17 protein-coding genes, 2 tRNA genes and 1 pseudogene are annotated in these 21,964 nt (G+C 63.0%); 4 read left to right on the forward strand and 16 right to left on the reverse strand.

Annotated features, from left to right (window positions below; translation table 11 throughout):
* Window positions 1-26: 26 nt before the first annotated feature.
* The 3 genes from rpsF to rnr form a co-directional block, all read right to left on the reverse strand.
* Complete coding sequence (gene rpsF, locus AC5PZ0_RS18980) at window positions 27-452, reverse strand: 30S ribosomal protein S6 (RefSeq protein ID WP_003249557.1); 426 nt, start codon at window positions 450-452, stop codon at window positions 27-29.
* Between the two features lie 288 nt (window positions 453-740).
* Window positions 741-1,487, reverse strand: coding sequence for a 23S rRNA (guanosine(2251)-2'-O)-methyltransferase RlmB (gene rlmB, locus AC5PZ0_RS18985; protein ID WP_027592540.1), 747 nt, complete (start codon window positions 1,485-1,487; stop codon window positions 741-743).
* Entirely contained in the window at window positions 1,484-4,063 is a 2,580-nt protein-coding gene (rnr, locus tag AC5PZ0_RS18990) for a ribonuclease R (protein ID WP_085272311.1), read from the reverse strand. Before rnr ends, rlmB begins: the two co-directional genes overlap by 4 nt.
* A 275-nt stretch (window positions 4,064-4,338) precedes the next feature.
* On the opposite strand from rnr, the gene AC5PZ0_RS18995 reads away from it, so the two are divergent.
* The 4 genes from AC5PZ0_RS18995 to AC5PZ0_RS19010 all read left to right on the forward strand — a co-directional run bounded on the left by AC5PZ0_RS18995 (window position 4,339) and on the right by AC5PZ0_RS19010 (window position 7,378).
* Window positions 4,339-4,425: transfer RNA gene (locus AC5PZ0_RS18995), tRNA-Leu, on the forward strand.
* An 88-nt stretch (window positions 4,426-4,513) separates the two neighbouring features.
* Window positions 4,514-4,600, forward strand: a tRNA-Leu gene (locus tag AC5PZ0_RS19000).
* 199 nt (window positions 4,601-4,799) lie between these two features.
* A complete protein-coding gene (locus AC5PZ0_RS19005) occupies window positions 4,800-5,813 on the forward strand; it encodes an extracellular solute-binding protein (protein WP_085272310.1) in 1,014 nt (337 codons plus the stop codon).
* Window positions 5,813-7,378, forward strand: a complete 1,566-nt coding sequence (locus AC5PZ0_RS19010; protein WP_274883021.1) for an ABC transporter permease — start codon at window positions 5,813-5,815, stop codon at window positions 7,376-7,378. The genes AC5PZ0_RS19005 and AC5PZ0_RS19010 overlap by 1 nt, the downstream gene beginning before the upstream one ends.
* Window positions 7,379-7,411: 33 nt before the next feature.
* On the opposite strand, the gene AC5PZ0_RS19015 is transcribed toward AC5PZ0_RS19010, so the two are convergent.
* The 13 genes and pseudogenes from AC5PZ0_RS19015 to AC5PZ0_RS19075 all read right to left on the reverse strand — a co-directional run bounded on the left by AC5PZ0_RS19015 (window position 7,412) and on the right by AC5PZ0_RS19075 (window position 21,923).
* A complete protein-coding gene (locus AC5PZ0_RS19015; RefSeq protein WP_412765959.1) occupies window positions 7,412-8,296 on the reverse strand; it encodes a methyl-accepting chemotaxis protein in 885 nt (294 codons plus the stop codon).
* 21 nt (window positions 8,297-8,317) lie between these two features.
* Window positions 8,318-9,010 (reverse strand): annotated as a pseudogene (locus AC5PZ0_RS19020) (methyl-accepting chemotaxis protein); the annotation flags it as partial.
* 626 nt (window positions 9,011-9,636) lie between these two features.
* Window positions 9,637-10,929 (reverse strand): adenylosuccinate synthase, encoded by a 1,293-nt coding sequence (locus AC5PZ0_RS19025; protein ID WP_027592535.1) that lies wholly within the window; start codon window positions 10,927-10,929, stop codon window positions 9,637-9,639.
* A 56-nt stretch (window positions 10,930-10,985) separates the two neighbouring features.
* Complete coding sequence (locus AC5PZ0_RS19030) at window positions 10,986-12,173, reverse strand: ATP phosphoribosyltransferase regulatory subunit (protein ID WP_027592534.1); 1,188 nt, start codon at window positions 12,171-12,173, stop codon at window positions 10,986-10,988.
* Window positions 12,174-12,473: 300 nt separating this feature from the next.
* On the reverse strand, window positions 12,474-13,343 hold the full coding sequence (gene hflC, locus AC5PZ0_RS19035; protein ID WP_454242858.1) for a protease modulator HflC: 870 nt from the start codon (window positions 13,341-13,343) through the stop codon (window positions 12,474-12,476).
* Complete coding sequence (gene hflK, locus AC5PZ0_RS19040; RefSeq protein WP_027592532.1) at window positions 13,343-14,524, reverse strand: FtsH protease activity modulator HflK; 1,182 nt, start codon at window positions 14,522-14,524, stop codon at window positions 13,343-13,345. The genes hflC and hflK overlap by 1 nt, the downstream gene beginning before the upstream one ends.
* A 96-nt stretch (window positions 14,525-14,620) precedes the next feature.
* The gene (gene hflX, locus AC5PZ0_RS19045) at window positions 14,621-15,922 is read right to left on the reverse strand and encodes a ribosome rescue GTPase HflX (protein WP_027592531.1); all 1,302 of its coding nucleotides are present in this window, start codon (window positions 15,920-15,922) and stop codon (window positions 14,621-14,623) included.
* A gap of 12 nt (window positions 15,923-15,934) precedes the next feature.
* Window positions 15,935-16,195 carry an RNA chaperone Hfq gene (hfq, locus tag AC5PZ0_RS19050; protein ID WP_003258160.1) on the reverse strand — a complete coding sequence of 87 codons (261 nt, stop codon included), beginning with the start codon at window positions 16,193-16,195 and terminating at the stop codon, window positions 15,935-15,937.
* Between the two features lie 94 nt (window positions 16,196-16,289).
* Window positions 16,290-17,261 carry a tRNA (adenosine(37)-N6)-dimethylallyltransferase MiaA gene (miaA, locus tag AC5PZ0_RS19055; protein WP_238215759.1) on the reverse strand — a complete coding sequence of 324 codons (972 nt, stop codon included), beginning with the start codon at window positions 17,259-17,261 and terminating at the stop codon, window positions 16,290-16,292.
* Window position 17,262: 1 nt separating this feature from the next.
* On the reverse strand, window positions 17,263-19,161 hold the full coding sequence (gene mutL / locus AC5PZ0_RS19060) for a DNA mismatch repair endonuclease MutL (protein WP_493855505.1): 1,899 nt from the start codon (window positions 19,159-19,161) through the stop codon (window positions 17,263-17,265).
* Window positions 19,158-20,591 (reverse strand): N-acetylmuramoyl-L-alanine amidase, encoded by a 1,434-nt coding sequence (locus AC5PZ0_RS19065; RefSeq protein ID WP_493855506.1) that lies wholly within the window; start codon window positions 20,589-20,591, stop codon window positions 19,158-19,160. Before AC5PZ0_RS19065 ends, mutL begins: the two co-directional genes overlap by 4 nt.
* A 19-nt stretch (window positions 20,592-20,610) precedes the next feature.
* The gene (gene tsaE / locus AC5PZ0_RS19070; protein WP_493855507.1) at window positions 20,611-21,075 is read right to left on the reverse strand and encodes a tRNA (adenosine(37)-N6)-threonylcarbamoyltransferase complex ATPase subunit type 1 TsaE; all 465 of its coding nucleotides are present in this window, start codon (window positions 21,073-21,075) and stop codon (window positions 20,611-20,613) included.
* On the reverse strand, window positions 21,063-21,923 hold the full coding sequence (locus AC5PZ0_RS19075) for an NAD(P)H-hydrate dehydratase (protein WP_493855508.1): 861 nt from the start codon (window positions 21,921-21,923) through the stop codon (window positions 21,063-21,065). Before AC5PZ0_RS19075 ends, tsaE begins: the two co-directional genes overlap by 13 nt.
* Window positions 21,924-21,964 lie beyond the last annotated feature (41 nt).

Genomic DNA, 21,964 nt, shown 5'->3' on the forward strand with positions numbered 1-21,964 from the left:
AATAGGCTCCTCAAAAGGTCCGTGGATTACTCGTCAGCGTTATCGCTGGAGTCGCTGTCATTGCTGTCATCGCCTTCGGCGGAGTCAGCATGCTCAGGACGCTCACGACGCTCACGGCGCTCGCTGCGGTTCTCTTCTGCCTTCAGCATCTCGGACTGACCGGTTACGGCTTCGTCGCGACGGATGACCAGGTTACGGATCACGGCATCGTTGTAGCGGAAGTTGTCTTCCAGCTCGGCCAGGGCCTTGCCGGTGCACTCAACGTTCAGCATCACGTAGTGAGCCTTGTGAACATTGTTGATTGCGTAGGCCAGTTGACGACGGCCCCAGTCTTCCAGGCGGTGGATTTTGCCACCATCTTCTTCGATCAGCTTGGTGTAACGCTCAACCATGCCGCCGACTTGCTCGCTCTGGTCCGGGTGAACCAGAAAGATGATTTCGTAATGACGCATGAATGCTCCTTACGGGTTAGTAGTCTGCCAGAACGCTGGTCAGACAAGGAGTGAATGACACTGTATGTCTTGCCATGGAGGGGAGGCACATGAGCGCCTGCCAGCTCGGCAAGGGGCGCAATTGTAGAGAAGGCGGGGCGGACAAGCAAGGTAATTGGCGATTATTTGAACAGCCCGAAACACTTTAGCCTGCACTGGCCGCTTCGCGGGTAAACCCGCTCCTACAGGGATCTCAGCGAACCCTGTGGGAGCGGGCTTGCCCCGCGAAGAGGCCCGCGCAGGTATGAATCAGCGCTTGGCTTGACGCTGGCGCACTGCCTCAAACAAGCAAACGCCGGTCGCCACCGAAACGTTCAGGCTGCTGACGCTACCGCCCATCGGCAACTTGACCAGGAAATCGCAATGCTCACGGGTCAGGCGGCGCATGCCTTTGCCTTCTGCCCCCATGATCATCACCAGCGGCCCGGTCAGGTCCTGTTGGTAGATTTCCTGCTCGGCCTCACCGGCCGTGCCGACCACCCACAGGCCACGCTGCTGAAGCTTTTCAAGCGTGCGCGCCAGGTTGGTCACGGCCACCAACGGAATCACTTCCGCAGCGCCGCAGGCCACCTTGCGCACCACCGGCGTCAGGGTCGCCGACTTGTCCTTGGGCACCACCACCGCCGTGGCACCGGCGGCATCGGCGGTGCGCAGGCAGGCGCCAAGGTTGTGCGGGTCGGTGACGCCGTCCAGGACCAGGATCAGCGGTGGCGTTTCGGTGCGCTCGAGCAACTCCTCGAGCATCAACTCACCCCACACCTGGCTCGGGCTGACCTCGGCGACCACACCCTGGTGCACACCTTCGACCCAGGCATCCAGCTCGCGGCGTTCGGCCTGGCCGACCGCTACGCGGTTTTCTGCGGCCAGCTCCAGCAGCTTCTGCAGGCGCGGCTCACTGCGCCCTTCCGACAGCCAGACCTGCTTGACCCGCTTGGGGTGGTGCTGCAACAACGCCTGCACGGCGTGTACGCCGTAGATCTTTTCCAGCTGACTCATGACTTGCTCTTGCTCTTGCGGGGCGCACCGGACTTCGGCGGGCCTTTGCGATGCTTGGTCGGCTTGCCGGATGGCTTGCCACCCTTCTCCGACTTGCTGCCGGCACTGCTGCGAGCGTCGGTCATCAACGCCTTCTTCATCTCGCGGCTCTTGCGCACTTCAGCGTTGCGCTGCACGGCATCTTTAGGGAAGTAGGCCTCGGACGCCTCGCTCTTGCGGCTGCGCGGCTTGGGCGTGGCTTTCGCCTCGGTGGCCGGTTGCGGCTGCTCGGGCTTGCCGTCTGCGGACGCTGCGGCGCCACGCTGCTTGCGACCGATCGGCCCGCTGAGGGTCTTCTCGGAGACTTCGAAGTCGATCTTGCGCTCGTCCAGGTCAACGCGCATGACCTTGACTTCGATCGTGTCGCCCAAGCGGAAGCTGCGCCCGGTACGCTCGCCGGACAGGCGATGATGAACCGGGTCGAAGTGGTAGTAGTCGCCCGGCAGCGCACTGACGTGCACCAGGCCTTCTACGTAGATGTCCGTCAGCTCGACGAACAAGCCGAAACCGGTCACCGCGGTAATCACACCCGGGAAGGTCTCGCCCACACGGTCCTTCATGAACTCGCACTTGAGCCAGTTGACCACATCGCGCGTCGCCTCGTCGGCACGGCGTTCGGTCATCGAGCACTGCTCGCCGAGTTGCTCGAGGGTGTTCTCGTCGTACGGGTAGATGCGCGCCTTGGGAATGCTCATGGCGCCAGCACGCTTGACGTGCGGGGTATCCACCTTGGAGCGGATGATGCTGCGGATGGCACGGTGCACCAGCAGGTCCGGGTAACGACGGATCGGCGAGGTGAAGTGGGTGTAAGCCTCGTAATTCAGGCCGAAGTGGCCGTTGTTGTCGGTGCTGTACACCGCCTGGCTCAGCGAGCGCAGCATCACGGTCTGGATCAGGTGGAAGTCTGGGCGCTCGGAAATGCTCGCCAGCAGGGCCTGGTAATCCTTCGGCGACGGGTCCTTGCCTTTGTGCAGCGACAAGCCCAGCTCACCGAGGAAGGCGCGCAGTTTTTCCAGGCGCTCCGGCGGCGGGCCATCGTGCACGCGGTACAGGGCGGGCACGCCGTGCTTTTGCAGGAACTCGGCGGTGGCCACGTTGGCCGCCAGCATGCATTCCTCGATCAGCTTGTGGGCATCGTTGCGCACGGTCGGGCGGATCTCGGCGATCTTGCGTTGATCGCCAAAGATGATGCGGGTTTCTTGGGTCTCGAAGTCGATCGCGCCGCGGGTGTGGCGCGCGTCCAGCAGCACCTTGTAGAGCGCGTAGAGGCTCTTCAGGTCCGGCAGGACTTCCTTGTACTCCTCGCGCAGCGCCTTCCCTTCACGGGTGCGGGCATGCTCGAGCATGCTGCTGACCTTGTTGTAGGTCAGGCGGGCATGGGAGTGGATCACGCCTTCGTAGAACTGGTAGTCGACCATCTGGCCGGCTTTGTTGATGGTCATTTCGCAGACCATGGCCAAGCGATCGACGTGCGGGTTCAGCGAGCACAGGCCGTTGGACAGCTCTTCGGGGAGCATCGGCACCACGCGCTCGGGGAAGTACACCGAGTTGCCACGCTGCTGGGCTTCGACGTCCAGGGCAGAACCCAGGCGCACATAGCTGGAAACGTCGGCAATCGCCACGTACAGGCGCCAGCCACCGGAGAACAGGCGCAACTTGCCCAGCGGCTCGCAATACACCGCATCGTCGAAGTCGCGGGCATCTTCGCCGTCAATGGTGACGAAAGGCAGGTGGCGCAGGTCGATGCGCTTTTCCTTGTCCTTCTCTTCCACTTCGGAGCGGAACTTGCGCGCTTCCTTGACCACGTCATCGGGCCAGACGTGCGGAATATCATAGCTGCGCAGGGCAACGTCGATTTCCATGCCCGGCGCCATGTAGTTGCCGATCACTTCGATCACATCGCCTTGCGGCTGGAAGCGCGGGGTGGGCCAGTGCGTGATCTTGATCTCGACGAACTGGCCAATCTTAGCGCCGCCATTGCGACCGGCGGTCACCAGCACTTCCTGCTGGATCTTCGGGTTGTCCGGCGTCACGTAGCCGATACCGCCCTCTTCGAAGTAACGCCCGACCACGCTTTCATGCGCGCGGGAGATGACTTCTACCAATACACCTTCACGGCGGCCACGGCGGTCGGTGCCGGATACACGCGCCAGGGCGCGGTCGCCATCGAATACCAGGCGCATCTGCGAAGGGCTGAGGAACAGGTCGTCGCTCTTGTCATCAGGGATGAGGAAGCCAAAACCGTCGCGGTGGCCGGAAATGCGGCCACAGATAAGGTCCAGCTTATCTACCGGGGCATAGGTGCCACGCCGGGTATAGATAAGCTGGCCGTCGCGCTCCATGGCACGCAGGCGGCGGCGCAGGGCTTCAATCTGGTCTTCCTCGTACAGACCGAATTCTGCCGCCAGCTCCTCGCGGGCGGCCGGCTCGCCACGATCGGCAAGACGCTGGAGGATCAGCTCACGGCTGGGGATAGGGTTGTCGTATTTTTCCGCTTCGCGAGCGGCCTCGGGATCGAGGGATTGCCAATCGGCCATCAGAAGGGGTTCACCTTGGGGTATATAGATAGGAATTCTGGCATAGGCGTATTGAAACCGGAAATGACAGCCTTGGACAGCCCCCCGGCGATGAGCCGAGGAAGGTGTAATAGGGCTGAAGAATCAACAAGTTGAAAATTTTGAAATTTTTTTTGATCAGGGGGTTTACAGCCCTCAGGACCGTCCGTATAGTGCGCACCACAACGACGGACAGACGACGTTGTAGTTGAGATGAAACGCGATGTAAAGCATCATGTGACCTCGACGAAATGTGTGCCCAGGTGGCGGAATTGGTAGACGCGCTGGTTTCAGGTATCAGTGACTTAACGGTCGTGGAAGTTCGAGTCTTCTCCTGGGCACCAAGTATTATCAAGTAATAGATGACCAAGGATCTATTACTACTGTGTGAAAGCGAACGATAGTCGCCTTCACCAGCTGATGTAAAGCTTTGCCCAGGTGGCGGAATTGGTAGACGCGCTGGTTTCAGGTATCAGTGACTTAACGGTCGTGGAAGTTCGAGTCTTCTCCTGGGCACCATATAAAAACCCACTAGCTTGCTAGTGGGTTTTTTCTTGCCTGCGTTTTTTGCTCCACACGTTGCGCCCTCCCCTCCGGCCAAAAAATTCAGCTGCCCGACGATGGTCTGCCCATGAATTTCTTGTCACACGGCCACTTGAGAAACGATTTCGTTTACCATTGTTTCCAAATATGTAGCCGTAAGCGAGGAAGTACCCGCATGACGATCCGTCCGCAACCGCTGATGCGCACCCTGGCCGCCGCTGTATTGAGCCTGGTGATCGGCGCCCCGGCCGCCATGGCAGACGCCCCGGTCACACTGACCATGTACAACGGCCAGCACAAGGAAATCGGCGAGGCCATCGCCAAGGCCTACGAGGCCAAGACCGGCATTCACATCAATATCCGCAAAGGCAGCAGCAACCAGCTGGCCAGCCAGATCATCGAAGAAGGCGAGCGCTCGCCGGCCGACATCATCTATACCGAAGAGTCGCCACCCCTGAACAACCTGGGTGAGCTCGGCCTACTGGCGAAAATCGACGACGCCACCTTGAACATGCTGCCCAAAGAATACGTAGCCGCCAACGGCACGTGGATGGGCGTCACCGCGCGTACCCGCGTGGTGGTGTTCAACCCGAAGAAAATCGATGAAAAAGACCTGCCGCAATCGGTCATGGACTTCGCCGACCCTGAATGGGATGGCCGTGTCGGTTTCGTGCCGACCAGTGGCGCCTTCCAGGAACAGGCTGTAGCCATCCTCAAGATGCACGGGCGTGATGCGGCCGAAGAGTGGCTGACCGGCCTGAAGGCTTTCGGCAAGACCTACACCAACAACATGGTCGCCCTGAAGGCTGTGGAAAAAGGCGAAGTCGCCGCCGTGCTGGTGAACAACTACTACTGGTATGCCCTGGAGCGTGAGCGCGGCAAGCTGGACTCCAAGCTGTATTACCTGGCCGACGGCGATGCCGGTGGCCTGGTGACCATCTCCGGCGCCGCCGCGGTCAAGGCCAGCAAGCACCCGAAAGAAGCCCAGGCCCTGCTCAACTGGATGGCCAGCGAAGAAGGCCAGCGTGTGATCACCCAGACCACCGCCGAGTATCCGCTGCACAAGGGCATGGTTTCTGACCGTGGCCTAAAACCTTTTGAAGACCTGCGCCCACCGAAGATCTCCCCGGCCGACCTTGGCAATGCCGAAGAAGCCCTGGAACTTGAACGTGAGGTCGGTCTGCTCTGATGACTGCCGCCCTGTCCGAGCCGGCGCCGGTACGTTTCGTGCCGCGCCGCAAGCGCCCCTCGATCTGGGTGGTGCTGCCTGTGCTGTTCCTGGTGGCAATGAGTTTGCTGCCACTGGCGTATGTCGCCCTCAAAGCCTGGGAAGCAGGCTGGCGAGAAGCCCTGCACCTGCTGTGGCGCCCATTCGTCTGGGGCCTGATGCGCAACACCCTGATGCTGATGTTCGGGGTGACGCTGGTGTGCATGGTGGTCGGCCTGGCCCTGGCCTGGCTGCTCGAACGCAGCAACCTGGCGGGGCGTCGCCTGTGGGGCGTGGTGCTGTGCCTGCCGTTTGCGGTGCCGTCATTCGTCAGCAGCTTCACCTGGGTGTCGCTGAGCTCGGACTTCGAAGGCCTCGGCGGGGCCATTCTGGTCATGGCCTTGTCCAAGTATCCGCTGGTGTTCCTGCCGGTGGCAGCCACCCTGCGCAACGTCGACACCTCGCTTGAAGAGTCGGCGCGTACGCTGGGGTGCAGCCGTTGGGGCGTGTTCATCAAGGTGACCTTGCCCTTGCTGTGGCCCTCGATGCTGGGTGGCGCGCTGCTGATTGCCCTGCACATGCTGGTGGAGTTTGGCGCACTGTCGATCCTCGGCCTGCAGACCTTCACCACGGCGATCTATCAGCAGTTCGAACTGGAATTCAGCAACGCCAACGCGGCCATGCTCTCGGCCGTGCTGCTGGCGCTGTGCATGATCATGTTGTGGCTGGAACTGCGCGTGCGTGGCAAGGCCCGCCACGTACGCATCGGCCAAGGCGTGGCGCGCCGCGCACAGCCTGTGCGCTTACGCGGCTGGGCGCCCTTGGCGCAGCTGTTCTGCGTGGGCCTGGCGGTGCTGGGCAGCGGCATTCCGCTGGCCATGCTCGGTTACTGGCTGAGTGTTGGCTCGTCGGCGGCGTTCCCGGTCGCCGACATCTCCAAGGCGCTGCTCACGTCGTTGTCGGTGTCGCTTGGCGGCGCAGGCTTCTGTGTGTTGCTGGCATTGCCGATCAGCTTCCTGGTGGTGCGCTACAAGGGCCGCCTGGCGATCTGGGCTGAACGCCTGCCGTACCTGCTGCATGCCCTGCCGGGCCTGGTGATCGCGCTGACGCTGGTGTTCTTCGCGCTGCACTACGTGCCTGCGATGTACCAGACCACTGCCCTGTTGCTGCTGGCCTACGCACTGCTATTTCTGCCGCTGGCCCAGGCGCCGGTACGCACCGCCTTGAACAAGGCTTCGCCGACGCTCGAAGAGGCTGCCCGCACCCTGGGCGCGAGCAGCTTCACAGCGTTCTGCCGGGTGACCTTGCCGATCATCTTCCCGGCCCTGGCCGCGGCCTTCGCCCTGGTGTTCCTCGATGCCATGAAAGAGCTGACCGCCACACTGCTGCTGAGCCCGACCGGCATGACCACCCTGGCCACTGAGGTCTGGGCGCACACCGCCAACGTCGAGTTCGCGGCGGCAGCGCCATATGCGGCACTGCTGATCGTGGTATCGGGGTTGCCGGTGTACCTGCTGACCACACGGATGTACCTCAACAAGGCGTGAGTTTTGTAGGAGCGCCCCCTCAAAGGGGGGGCGTTACGCCCTGAACTGCCCCAGGCTGGCCCGCAGCTGCGCTGCCAGGTCATCCAGTACCTTGCTGCTGGCCGTGGTCTGCATCACCACTTCAGCCGAGCGTTCGGCCTGGGCGTGGATGGTCTCCACCCGGCCGCGCACCGCTTGTGCGCCGTGCGCCTGCTGTTCGGCTGCGCGGGTAGCCAGCCCGATCGCCGCATGCACTTGCTCGACCGCCGCCTGCACCGACTGCTGGCGGCGCTCGTTCTCGCGCAACACCAACAACCCTTCGCTGGCCTTGAGCCCTGCCTGGCTGATGGTGGCCACAGCTTCTTTGGCGCCTTTCTGCAGCGCAGCAATATGCGCCTGGATATCCCCGGTCGAGCTTTGCGTCTTGCTCGCCAACGCGCGCACCTCATCAGCCACTACGGCAAAGCCGCGCCCCGTCTCGCCAGCACGCGCCGCCTCGATGGCCGCATTCAATGCCAGCAGGTTGGTCTGCTCGGCAATGCCGTGGATCACTGTCAGCACCACCTCGATCTGTTCACTCTGCTTGGCCAGCCGTTCGATTACATGCGAGCCGGTCTCCACCTGCCCTGCCAAGCTTTCGATCAGGCCGGCGAGCTGGGTCGAAGTCCGGCTGTTCTCATCCGTGGCCTGGCGAATATCCACCACCTGCTGCAAGGCGGACTGCATGGCATGGCTCTCGGCTTGGGCTTCGTCGGCCATGCTCGACAGGTCACGCAGGCTGGCGGCCACTTCATCGCGCTGCAGCGCAGCAGCGGCGTCAGCACCGGCATTGCGCTGGGCCATGGCGCCAATCTCGACACCCGTACGCTGCGCCACCTCACCGGCCTCGCGGACGATGGGCTGCAACTTGTCGACGAAACGGTTGACCGCCGAGGCCATGTCACCAATCTCGTCGCGACTGTCGAGGGTCACGCGTTTGGTCAGGTCACCCTCACCGGCAGCCAGGTCGTTCAGGGCGGTGATCAAAAGGCGCAGCTTGCTGAGCACCCGTCGACCAAGCACCACCGCGACTACCAGCAACACGCCAAGGCCCACCAACACCAGGCCTAGGCCAATACGCCAGCGCAGCTCGGCAGCAGCTTCACGCACCGTCTGCGCAGTATTGGCCTGCATCGCGGTGGCACTGCTCTGGGCAGTCTCCAGGCGTTCGCGCAGGGTCTTGCCGCTGTCGGCGGCGGCGGCCCCGAGGCTGTCACCCACCAGCTGCTCACCACTGGCGATCAAGGCGGCGAAGCGCTGGTCAAGGGCCGCGAGCTCCTGATCGACGCCAGCCGTGGAAACCCCCATCAGCACCTTGCCGATCTCCGCACCATTGGGGTTGATCGACGCTTCGACAAAATACACCGCCGGGTCGCGGCGAGCCGCATCGATCACCTTGTCCAGCGCCCGCTCGCCCTGCCCCTTTTCCATCAACGCCTGGTTGATCGGGTTTTGCCGGTTGAGGTAGCGGGTCAGGTGCTGGCCCTGGGCGTCGTCGTAGACCACGAACAGCACGTTGGGGTTGCGCTGAGCGCGACGGGCGAAGTCGGAGAGCACCGGCACATCGTTGTCCCAGATAGCCCGCGGGGCGACCGAGGCCAGCAGTTCAGCCATGTCGTTGGCAGAATCCTTGAGGTTCTTTTCCAGCGTGGTGCGCAGTTGCTGCTGCTCGTTTTGCAAGCGTGTCGACAACCCTGCGCTCAAACGCTGACGGGTGCTGCTGGACAGGCTATCGAGCCCCGAACGCACGTCCTGCCCAGCTTGCTCCAGCTCGCTGGCCAGCTTGCGGCTGTCATTGCCCAAGCGCTCGCCCAGGTCGGCCTCCAAGGCGGTGACCGTGCTTCGGGTCAGCGCAACGGCAACCAGCACCTGCACCAAAAGAGCGATACCAAGGGCAACAAACACAGGCCGCAAAAGGCGGCTTCGTAACAGTGAGAGGATGGCAGACACGGTGTAACCCTCGTGTTTTCTGGCGCCACTATTTTGATGGCATCTACAGAAACTTCTTACAGCAAGGGTTATGCCGGGAACAGCAGGGATATGTGCCAAGGTCTAGCAGAGTGTTTGCTTGTGCCGGCCTCTTCGCGGGTAAACCCGCTCCCACAGGGTGGCACTGAACCTGAAGGCAGTAGAGATCTGGTGGGAGCGGGTTTACCCGCGAAGAGGCCGGTGCAGGCCTACAAATGAAAACGCCGCGGCCCCTTTCAGGACCGCGGCGTCAGATCAGCCGTAAAAGCGGATCAGGCGAACGGATGACGCAGCACGATGGTCTCGTTGCGGTCCGGGCCGGTGGAGATGATGTCGATCGGCGCGCCGACCAGCTCCTCGATGCGCTTGATGTAAGCGCGAGCAGCTTCTGGCAGCGCTTCCAGGGTCTTGGCACCCAAGGTCGACTCGCTCCAGCCTGGCATCTCTTCGTACACCGGCTCCAGGCCGATGTAGCTGTCGGCGTCGGAAGGGGCGTCGATGACAGCACCGTTCTCGTTCTTGTAGCCAACGCAGATGTTGATGGTTTCAAGGCCGTCCAGTACGTCCAGCTTGGTCAGGCAGATGCCCGAGATGCTGTTGACGTCGATGGCGCGACGCAGGATGACGGCATCGAACCAGCCGCAACGACGGGCACGGCCGGTGGTCGAACCGAACTCGTGGCCACGCTTGGCCAGGGTAGCGCCGGTTTCATCGAACAGTTCGGTCGGGAACGGGCCGGAACCTACGCGCGTGGTGTAGGCCTTGGTGATACCCAGGATGTAGTCCAGGTACATCGGGCCAACGCCGGAACCGGTGGAGATACCGCCGGCAGTGGTGTTGGAGCTGGTGACGTACGGGTAGGTACCGTGGTCGATGTCCAGCAGCGAGCCCTGGGCACCTTCGAACATGATGTCCTTGCCGGCGCGACGCAGGTTATGCAGCTCGGCGGTGACGTCGAGCATCATCGGCTTGAGCTGCTCGGCGTAGGCCATGCACTCGTCCAGGGTCTGCTGGAAGTCGATGGCCGGCTCTTTGTAATAGTTCACCAGCTGGAAGTTGTGGTAGTCCAGCAGCTCACCGAGCTTGGCAGCGAAACGCTCACGGTGGAACAGGTCGCCAACGCGCAGGCCGCGGCGTGCGACTTTGTCTTCGTACGCTGGGCCGATACCACGGCCGGTGGTGCCGATCTTGGCTTCGCCACGGGCTTTCTCGCGGGCCTGGTCCAGGGCCACGTGGTACGACAGGATCAGCGGAGCAGCCGGGCTGATGCGCAGGCGCTCACGCACCGGTACACCCTTCTCTTCCAGCTTGGTGATTTCACGCATCAGGGCATCTGGAGCAACGACCACGCCGTTGCCGATCAGGCACTGAACGCCTTCACGCAGGATGCCGGACGGAATCAGGTGCAGAACGGTTTTTTCACCGTTGATCACCAGGGTGTGGCCCGCGTTGTGGCCACCCTGGTAGCGCACTACGGCGGCAGCATGTTCGGTCAGCAGATCGACGATCTTGCCTTTGCCCTCATCACCCCATTGGGTGCCCAGGACGACGACATTCTTACCCATTACATTGGTCCTCATTCACGCAAACTTGGTTGCCGGCCTTTTGCCGACGCAGAAACTCAATGGGTCAGCGGCAGTACCTGCCAGCGCCCGTCTTGCTGAATCAATTGCCGATCACAATCCGCCTCGAGAGCAGCACTCAACGGCTGGCCAGGCAAAGCCTGAACCACACGCTGGCCCTCGCTGCGCAACTGGCAGACCTGCTGCCAGAGGGCCGCGTCACCACTGTCGGGCATCCAGATGCCGCCAGTTGGCAATACGACCTCCGCTCGCCCCAGTGTGACCAGGGTCTTCAAATCCGTGGAGAATCCAGTGGCCGGGCGTGCCCGGCCGAAATCAGCGCCGATGTCATCATAACGGCCGCCCTGGGCGATCGATTGACCTTCGCCCGGCACGAACACGGCGAACACCACACCGGTGTGGTAGTGGTAGCCACGCAGCTCGCCGAGGTCGAAGTACAACGGCAGGTCTGGGTAGCGCGATGCCAGGCGATCAGCGATCGCCAAAAGGTCGTCCAGCGCCGCCAGCACGCTGGCCGGGGCACGGCCCAGGCGCACGCGGGCTTCGGCCAGCACTTCACGGCCACCGCACAGCTCGACCAGGGCGCGCAGCATGTTGCCCAGGTCTTTCGGCAGGTCGGCGGTCAGTGCCTGCACTTCGTCGACCGACTTGCGCTGCAGGGCGTCGAACAGCTGCTGCTCGACCGCGCCCGACAGGCCCGCGGCACGCGCCAAGCCACGGTAGATGCCGACATGGCCGAGGTCCATGTGCACGTCCGCGACATCCGTCAGTTGCAGCGTGGCGAGCATCAGGCTGATGACTTCGACATCGCTGGTGGGGCTGGCATCGCCGTACAACTCGGCACCGAGCTGGATCGGGCTGCGCGAGGTGGACAGAGCACGCGGCTGGGCATGCAGCACGCTGCCGGCATAGCACAGGCGGCTCGGGCCTTCACGGCGCAAGGTGTGGGCGTCGATACGCGCCACCTGCGGGGTGAAGTCGGCGCGGAAGCCCATCAGGCGACCGGACTGCGGGTCGACCACCTTGAAGGTGCGCTGATCCAGGTCCTGGCCGGCGCCGGTCAACAGCGACTCCAGGTACTCGATATGCGGGGTGACGACCAGTTCGTAGCCCCAACTCTGGAACAGGTCCAACACCTGGCGACGCGCGATCTCGATGCGCGCAGCCTCAGGTGGCAGTACTTCCTCGATGCCATCTGGCAGCAGCCAGCGGTCTACCGTTGCCATTACGCCATTTCCCCTCTGGTCCGGGCGGCCTGCCTGTGGCGAGCCGTCAGTAAAGCAGGTATCGCGCACAGCAGCGGGCAGCACTGATCCCAGCGCAGCCACCGTACCCAATACCCTCGAATTGCCTTGCGCGCTGACCAAACCGTCAACTGGCGGCTTGCCAATCAACCTTGCAGACGCAAAAAAGCCGGGAAATTTCCCGGCTGCCTCATCATACACCCCTTTTCATTCAGGATGCACCCCGCCTGGTGTTTTAGCTGCCAGGCGGGGCGTAGCCCCAATGAAAACGGGCTTAGAGCATCAAGGCTTGCTCTTGTCCAGGAAGCGGAAGAACTCGTTCTTCGGGTCCAGGACCAGCACGTCGCTCTTGCTCGAGAAGCTCTCGCGGTACGCCTGCAGGCTACGGTTGAACGCATAGAAATCAGCGTCCTGGCTGTAGGCCTTGGCGTAGATGGCAGCCGCCTGGGCGTCGCCGTCACCGCGGGTTTCTTCAGCTTCACGGTAGGCTTCGGCCAGCAGTACACGGCGCTGACGATCGGCATCCGCACGGATACCTTCTGCCAGCTCGTTACCTTTGGCGCGATGCTCGCGGGCTTCACGCTCACGCTCGGTGCTCATACGATCGAACACGCTGCGGTTGACTTCCTTCGGCAGGTCGATGGCCTTGACGCGCACATCGATGACCTCGATACCCAGCTCTTTGTTAGCCATGCGGTTCAGCGAAGCGGTGATGTCAGCCATCAGCGCGTCACGTTCACCGGAAACCACCTCGTGCAGGGTACGCTTACCGAACTGGTCACGCAGGCCGCTTTCCAGACGACGCGACAGACGCTCATCGGCGATCTGCTTGAGGCCGGAAGTGGCGGTGTAGAAGCGCTCGGCATCCTTGACGCGCCACTTGGCGTAGGCGTCGACCATGACCGCTTTCTTCTCCAGGGTCAGGAACCGCTGGGTTGGCGCATCAAGGGTCATCAGGCGGGCGTCGAACTTGCGCACCTGGTTCACGTAAGGAACCTTCACATGCAGGCCTGGCTGAACATCAGCCTGAACCACACGGCCGAATTGCAGCAGTACGGCACGTTCGGTCTGCGACACGATGTAGAAGCAGTTCCAGGCCACGACGGCCAGCACCACAGCGGCGATCAGGGCGATCAGCGATCTATTGCTCATCAGCGGCTCTCCCTAGTGCGCGGCGGCTGTTGTTGCTGTTGCAGGTCCTGCGCCGCACGCGCGGCCGCATCGTTGGCCGACGCAGATACACCGCTGGCCGGTGCGGACGTGTTGCGGCTGCCTTCGACCATCTTGTCCAGTGGCAGGTAGAGCAGGTTGTTCTGCCCGTCCTTGGTAGCCACCATGACCTTGCTCGAGTTGCTGTAGACCTCTTGCATGGTTTCCAGGTACAGACGCTGACGCGTGATGTCCGGTGCCTTGTGATACTCGGTCACCAGCTTGCTGAAGCGGTCGGCCTCACCCTTGGCGCGAGCGATCACTTCATCGCGGTAACCGTTGGCGTCCTCGATGATGCGCTGGGCCTGACCACGGGCTTCTGGCACCACGCCATTGGCGTAGGACTCGGCCTGGTTGCGGGCACGCTGTTCATCTTCGCGAGCACGGATCACGTCGTCGAAGGCTTCCTGCACTTCACGCGGGGCTGCCGCGCTCTGTACGTTGACCTGGGTGACGGTGATACCGGTACGGTAGTTGTCGAGGAAGCGCTGCAGGCGTTCGCGGATATCCACGGCCATCTGCTCACGGCCTTCGGTCAGCACCTGGTCCATGGAGGTGGAACCCACCACATGGCGCAGGGCACTGTCGGTCGCATGCTGCAGGCTCACCTCTGGCTGGTCGACGTTGAGCACGAAGTCCTGCAGGTTGGTGATCTTGTACTGGACGGTCAGCGGGACCTCGACGATGTTCTCGTCTTCGGTCAGCATCTGCCCCTGCTTGGTGTAGGCACGCTCACGCGTGACGTTTTCCATGTACTTGCGATCGATGGGCGGGAAGTAGATGTTCAGGCCGGGACCGACCGTCTCATAGTACTTGCCGAAGCGCAGCACTACGGCCTGCTCCTGCTCGTCGACCACGTACACGGCGCTGTACAGCCAGATGGCAGCCAACACCGCCAGGCCGATGCCCAGCAGGCCGTAGCCGCCACCCTTGCCGACATTGCGGTCACCGCCGCCACGTTTCTTGCCGCTGCCGAACATGCCGTTCAGGCTGTCCTGCAGTTTGCGGAAGGCCTCGTCCAGATCCGGCGGGCCTTTTTTATCGCCACCACCGCCGCCGCCACCACGGCGACCGCCCCAGGGATCCTGATTGTTCGAGTTGCCACCCGGCTCGTTCCAAGCCATAGCGCTCTCCATCTGATAAAGCAAAGACGCGCCCACGGCGCGCCGTCCAATGCTACAGAATGCCTGTCACTGCTGCCCGGCGACCTCGTCGAGCATTTATTGCAAAGTGTGTTGCTCGACAAACATTTGCGGCTCCATGCCTTCGCGGCTGACCAGACGATTCAACTCGACCTTGGGCAGTCGCACGCTCAGCAGGCTGCGCCCTTCTTCATCATGCTCTTCACTCTGCACGGCACCCAGGGCAAAGAATTGCGCGCGCAAGCGGGCAAAACGCTGCTCCAGGCACAGGGTACCGACAAACAGATCATCCCCCAGCAACTCGGCAATCGCCTGGCCAACCAGCTCCAGGCCACGCCCATCGCGTGCCGATACCCAGACCCGCTCCGGCTTGCCATCGGCATCGCGCTGGATCTGCGGCTCGACATCTTCGAGCAGGTCGAGTTTGTTATAGACCTCAAGGATCGGCAAGCCTTCGGCACCGATCTCGCCCAATACCGCCAACACCTGCTCAATCTGCTCCATGCGGTCGGGCTCATGCGCGTCGATCACATGCAGCAGCAGGTCAGAGTTGCTCGACTCTTCGAGCGTAGCCCGAAAAGCCTCGACCAGCTTGTGCGGCAGGTGACGAATGAAGCCGACGGTGTCAGCCAGCACGATCGGCCCAAGGTCGTTCAACTCGAGCCGGCGCAAGGTCGGGTCGAGGGTGGCGAAGAGCTGGTCGGCGGCGTAGACCTCTGATTGGGTCAGGGCGTTGAACAGGGTGGACTTGCCGGCGTTGGTGTAACCCACCAGCGAAACCGACGGGATATCGGCGCGGCGCCGGCCGCGACGGGCCTGCTCGCGCTGGCTGCGCACCTTCTCAAGGCGTGCCTTGATCTGACGCAGGCGTACCCGCAGCAGGCGGCGGTCGGTTTCAAGCTGGGTTTCACCCGGGCCACGCAGGCCGATACCGCCTTTTTGCCGCTCAAGGTGAGTCCAGCCGCGTACCAGTCGCGTGCTCATGTGCTCGAGCTGGGCCAGTTCGACCTGCAGCTTGCCTTCATGGGTACGCGCCCGCTGGGCGAAGATATCGAGAATCAGCCCGGTGCGATCAAGCACGCGACACTCGAAGACACGTTCGAGGTTGCGTTCCTGGCTGGGCGTGAGGGTGTGATTGAAAATCACCAGATCGACCTCATCGGCTTTGACTTGGTCGCGTAGTTCTTCGACCTTGCCGCTGCCAATCAGGTATTTGGCCGTAGGCTGATGCCGTGTAATGGTCACCAGCGAGACGATGTCCGCCCCGGCCGACAATGCCAACTCCTGAAACTCCTGCGGGTCTTCGCGCGCCTCAGGGTTCTGACCTTCCAAGTGAACGAGCAACGCCCGTTCACCACCACCGTGGCGCTCAAAGAACAATGCAGGCTCCTATCAGGCGTTGCCTGGCTCGCTGTCACCGTGTTCGGAATCGGACGGGCTTGGCAGGCGAACCGGACGCGCAGGAACCACGGTCGAAATAGCGTGCTTGTAGACCATCTGGCTGACAGTGTTCTTCAGCAGCACAACGAACTGGTCGAAAGATTCGATCGAGCCCTGCAGCTTGATCCCGTTGACCAGGTAGATGGAAACCGGAACCTTTTCTTTTCTCAAAGTGTTCAAGTAAGGGTCTTGTAGCGAATGCCCTTTTGACATATGCCGCACTCCTGTAAGGATAAATAATAGAAAATCAAGAAAATCGATAAATTAGGCCGCCCCTTCGCAAGAATAGACGGCAATTAGCAGGGACTCAGCTCAATATGGAGACGCTTCCCAGGTATTTCAAGGTGCGGGACAGATTGTCGCAGGCGAGGCTGTCAAGCCAGTGCACGTCAGACCAACCGCGCAACCAGGTGAACTGCCGCTTGGCCAGCTGGCGAGTGGCAATGATACCGCGTTCTCGCATCTCATTCTCACTTAGCCTGCCGTCGAGGTAGTCCCAGACTTGCCTGTACCCCACTGCCCGTATAGACGGCAACCCGGCGTGCAAGTCACTTCTGGCTCGCAGCGATCGGACCTCGTCGATGAAGCCCTGTTCCAACATCTGCGAAAATCGTAACGCAATTCGCTGATGCAAAATGTGACGATCTGTAGGAGCGATCGCCAAACTCGCGACAGTATAGGGCAAATGTCCGCCAGCGCCTGCGTCTGCGCCGCGACTTTCCGCGAATTGACGCTGGCGATGAGCCGTCATGCTCTCGCCGCTCACCCGGTAAACCTCAAGCGCACGGATCAGCCGCTGGGGGTCATTCGGATGGATGCGCGCCGCCGACTCAGGGTCCACTTCGGCCAACTGGCGGTGCAGCTCGACCAAGCCTAGCTCCCGGGCCTGCGCTTCGAGTTCGGCACGCACGCTGGCGTCGGCCGGCGGCATGTCAGCCAAGCCATCGATCAAGGCCTTGTAATACAGCATGGTGCCACCCACCAGCAGCGGGATCTTGCCCCGTGCGGTGATTTCCGCCATGGCTTGCAAGGCGTCGGTGCAAAAGTGCGCGGCAGAGTAGCTTTCGGCCGGGTCGAGAATGTCGATCAGCCGGTGCGGGTGCGCGGCCAGCAGTTCCTTGGAAGGCTTGGCGGTACCGATGTCCATGCCACGGTAGACCAGCGCCGAGTCGACACTGATCAACTCGCAGGGCAGGACCTTGGTCAGCTCGATGGCAAGGTCAGTCTTGCCGGCCGCCGTCGGGCCCATGAGAAATATTGCTGGGGGCTTGCCGCTCATGTCATCGACCGCGCAGGAAAAGTTTGTCCAGGTCGTCCAGGCCCATTTGGGTCCAGGTCGGTCGGCCGTGGTTGCACTGGCCGCTGCGCTCGGTGTTTTCCATGTCGCGCAGCAGTGCGTTCATTTCGGGGATGGCCAGGCGCCGGTTGGCGCGCACGGCGCCGTGGCAGGCCATGGTGCCGAGCAGTTCGTTGAGGTGCGCCTGTATGCGGTCGCTGGTGCCGTATTCCATCAGGTCGGCGAGCACATCCTGCACCAGGCGGTTGGCCTCGGCTTGCTTGAGCAACGCCGGGATCTGCCGGATCGCCAGGGTCTCGGGGCCCAGCCGCTGCAACTCGAAGCCCAGGCGCTGGAACCATTGGGCGTGCTCTTCGGCGCAGTCGGCTTCGCGCTGGCTCAAGGCCAACGATTCAGGCACCAGCAGCGGTTGACCGCTCAGGCCTTCGCTGGCCATGGCCACCTTGAGCCGCTCGTACATGATCCGCTCATGCGCGGCGTGCATGTCCACCAACACCAGGCCGACAGCATTCTCGGCCAAGATGTAGATGCCCTTGAGCTGAGCCAGGGCATAACCCAGCGGTGGAATGTCACCCTGGCTTTCTGGCAGCGACGAAGGTGCAGCCGCGCCATCGCTCAGCGGCTTGTAGAACTCGCGATACACCGCCTGCGACTCGGCCGCCGGTAACGGCTGCGACGGACGCGGGCTGTACTGGGACTGATAGCCCGAGCCACTGCCACCATTGGAAATCGAAAACTGCGGCGCACGAGGCTGCTCAAGCACCGGCGAGGCCAGGCGCATCTCGCCTTGAGGGCCAAACTCACCGGCCTGCTGGCCACTGGGGCGGACGATGTCGGCAGCCGCAGCGGGCGCAGCCAGTTGGTCCTCGGGGCGCACGTCGGCCAGGGCGCGGTGAAAGGTGCCATACAGGAAGTCATGCACCGAACGCCCTTCACGGAAGCGCACTTCGTGCTTGGTCGGGTGCACGTTGACGTCCACGCCGTTGGGCTCGAGTTCGAGGAACAGCACAAAGGTCGGGTGCCGGCCATTGAACAGCACGTCCCGGTACGCCTGGCGCACAGCGTGGGCGACCAGCTTGTCGCGCACTGCCCGGCCATTGACGAAGAAGTACTGCAGGTCGGCCTGGCTCCGCGAGAAGGTCGGCAGCCCCACCCAGCCCCACAAACGCAGGCCGTTGCGCTCGACATCGATGGGCAGCGCCTGCTCCATGAAGCCCGGCCCGCAGATGGCGCCTACGCGCCGCGCACGGGCGGTTTCATCATGGGCCTCATGCAGGCTGAGGATGCTCTTGCCGTTATGGCGCAGGTGGAAGCCGACATCGAAGCGGGCCAGGGCCAGGCGACGGATGACTTCCTGCAGGTGATCGAATTCGGTTTTCTCGGCCTTGAGGAACTTGCGCCGGGCCGGGGTATTGAAGAACAGGTCACGCACTTCGACCGAGGTACCCACCGGGTGCGCTGCCGGTTGCACGCGCGGGGTCATGTCGCGGCCTTCGGTCTCGACCTGCCAGGCTTCGCTGGCGTTGGCCGTGCGCGACGTCAGGGTCAGGCGCGCCACCGAGCTGATCGAGGCCAGGGCCTCGCCGCGGAAACCCAGGCTCAGTACGCCTTCGAGGTCTTCCAGTTCACGGATCTTGCTGGTGGCGTGACGGGCCAGCGCCAGCGGCAGGTCATCGGCAGAAATCCCGCCGCCATCGTCGCGTACCCGCAGCAGCTTGACACCACCTTGCTCGACTTCGACATCGATGCGCCGGGCACCGGAGTCGAGGCTGTTTTCCAGCAACTCCTTGGCCACGGAGGCCGGGCGCTCGACCACCTCCCCCGCGGCAATCTGGTTAGCCAGCCGCGGGCTGAGCAGCTGGATGCGTGAACCACCACTCATTGCTGCGAAGCCAGGGTAGTGGCCGGCACGTCCAGACGCTGGCCGACTTTCAGCTCATCGGTCTTGAGGCTGTTAGTGCTGCGCAGGCTGGCCACGCTGACCTGATAGCGCACCGCGAGCATGGCCAGGGTCTCACCCGGGCGCACGGTGTGTTCACGTGGGCCGGCCGCGATCTTGCCGGTGTCGCGCAGCCAGGCAATGTAAGTGCCCGGCGGTGGGTTTTGCTGGAAGAACTGGCGCACGCCGGTATGGATCGAGCGGGCCAGGGCCTGCTGATGGCTGCGGGTAGCCAGCTTGGCAGCTTCGTTGGCATTGGAGATAAACCCGGTTTCAACGAGGATCGACGGGATATCCGGCGACTTGAGCACCATGAAGCCTGCCTGCTCCACACGCTGCTTGTGCAGCGAGGTGATGCGGCCCATGTTGCCCAGTACCTTCTGGCCCACATTGAGGCTGGAGCTGAGCGTGGCGGTCATCGACAGGTCGAGCAACACGCCCGCGAGCATGCGGTCCTTGTCGTCGAGGCTGACGTTGCCGGCACCGCCGATCAGGTCGGAGCGGTTTTCCGTGTCGGCCAGCCAGCGTGCGGTCTCGGACGTGGCGCCACGGTCGGACAGCGCAAAGACCGAGGCACCGAAGGCGGCCTTGGACGGCGCGGCATCGGCGTGGATCGAGACGAACAGGTCGGCACCCTTCTTACGGGCGATTTCGGTGCGTTTGCGCAGCGGGATGAAGTAGTCACCGGTGCGGGTCAGCTCGGCGCGGAAGCCTTTCTCGCTGTTGATCTGGCGCTGCAGCTCCTGAGCGATCTGCAGGACGATGTCTTTTTCATGCTGGCCGCGCGAGCCGGAAGCGCCCGGGTCTTCGCCGCCGTGGCCGGCGTCGATGGCGACCACGATGTCACGTTTGCCGCTGGGCACCGGTGGCAGCTTGATGGCCGGCTGGGCCGGGCTCACCGGCACCGCAGGCGTGGTCACCGGCGTTTGCACGGGCGTCGGCGGCGAGGGCGGTGTACTGGCAGCGACGGCGTCGGCTTCCTGGTCGTACAGGTCGACCACCAGGCGGTTGCCGTACTGGGCATTGGGCGCCAAGGTGAAGCTCTTGGGCGTGACCGACTTTTTCAGGTCGACCACCACGCGCAGGTCGGTAGGCGTACGCTGGGCCGAACGCACGCTGCTGATCGGCGTGTTGGACGTCGCTACGTTCAACGGCGCGGCCAGGGTCGCACCATTGATGTCGATGACCAGGCGGTCTGGCGCGCTGAGGGTGAAGACGCTGTGCTGCACGGGGCCAGACAGGTCGAAGACCAGCCGCGTGTTGTCCGGCGCGCGCCACAGGCGCATGCTCTTGACTTGAGTGACGGCCAGAGCGTCAACGGTCACCGTTGTCAGCAGCAGCCCAACGATGGCGACCAGTGCGCGTATGCGCATACCTACCCCACTTACAGTTTTAGTGTTTGCCCAGTGCAGCGCACCAAGCCTCGCCGCGAGCCCCCTGCGGTGAAAGGTTCAGCGAGCGTCCGCTCGCTTGGGGGCTTATGGTAATGGTCAGGTCAGGCTTTGGCAAAACGCCCGCACCCTTTTGTGGCCACTCGAACAGGCACAGCGCATCGCCCTCGAAGTAGTCACGTATGCCCATGTACTCCAGCTCCTCCGGATCGACCAGGCGATACAGGTCGAAATGGAACGCACGCACCTCACCAATCTCGTACGGTTCGACCACGGTAAAGGTCGGGCTCTTGACTGCACCAGTATGGCCCAAGCCACGGATCAGGCCACGCGAGAGCGTGGTCTTGCCCGCCCCCAGGTCACCTTCGAGAAAAATCACGCCATGACCGCCGGTCACTTCGGCAAGCCGCGCACCAAACGCGACCATGGCCGCTTCATCGGCCAGAAACAGGTTTAAGCCAGACACGCAGAATGCTCCTCCAACAACTCACGAATGACCGGCGCCAGATCACTGGCTGCCAGGCCTCTACCTTTGACGCCCAGGCGCTCGCCCGCACAGGCATGCAGCCACGCCCCCAAGCAGGCGGCCTCCCAGGCCCCCAAGCCTTGAGCCAGCAGCGCCGCCAGCACGCCGGTCAACACATCGCCCAGGCCGGCGCCGGCCATGGCCGGGTGCCCACGGTCACACCGCGCCAACTGCCCGCTCGGGTCGGCCACCAGGGTACCGGCGCCCTTCAGCACGCAGACGCTGGCATAGCGGCGGGCAAGCTTGCGCGCAGCCCCTGGGCGGTCAGCTTGCACGGCCTCGGTGGAAATCCCCAGCAACCGCGCCGCCTCCCCCGGGTGCGGGGTGAGGATGCTGCCGCTGGGCAGGGCCAGGGGCGTGCGCGCCAGCAGGTTCAAGGCATCGGCATCCCAGACCTGCGGTTGCTCAGCGTTGGCCACTGCCGACAACAGGCTACGGCCCCACGCCGCCTGCCCCAACCCCGGGCCGACCACCAGCACCGAGGCACGCTCCAGCACGCCCATCAGCTGATTGGCCGAACTCACGCCCAGGCACATGGCTTCCGGCAGGCGGGCCAGGCTTGCGCCGACATGTTCAGGACGCGTCGCCACGCTGACCAACCCGGCACCACAGCGCAGCGCGGCTTCGGCACTCAGTAGCACCGCACCGCCCGTACCGAGGTCGCCGCCAACCACCAGCACATGGCCGAAGTCACTTTTATGGGCATGCGCAGGCCTCGCCGGCAGGTGCGCGACGGTCACTCTGCTGAGCAGTTGCGGGGCATGCGCGGGTTGTTTGGTCTGGGGCATGGGGTCAAAGGCTCCAATGTCTGGCAGAATTATACGCACCT

This window comes from Pseudomonas sp. 5.2 (assembly GCF_059025405.1).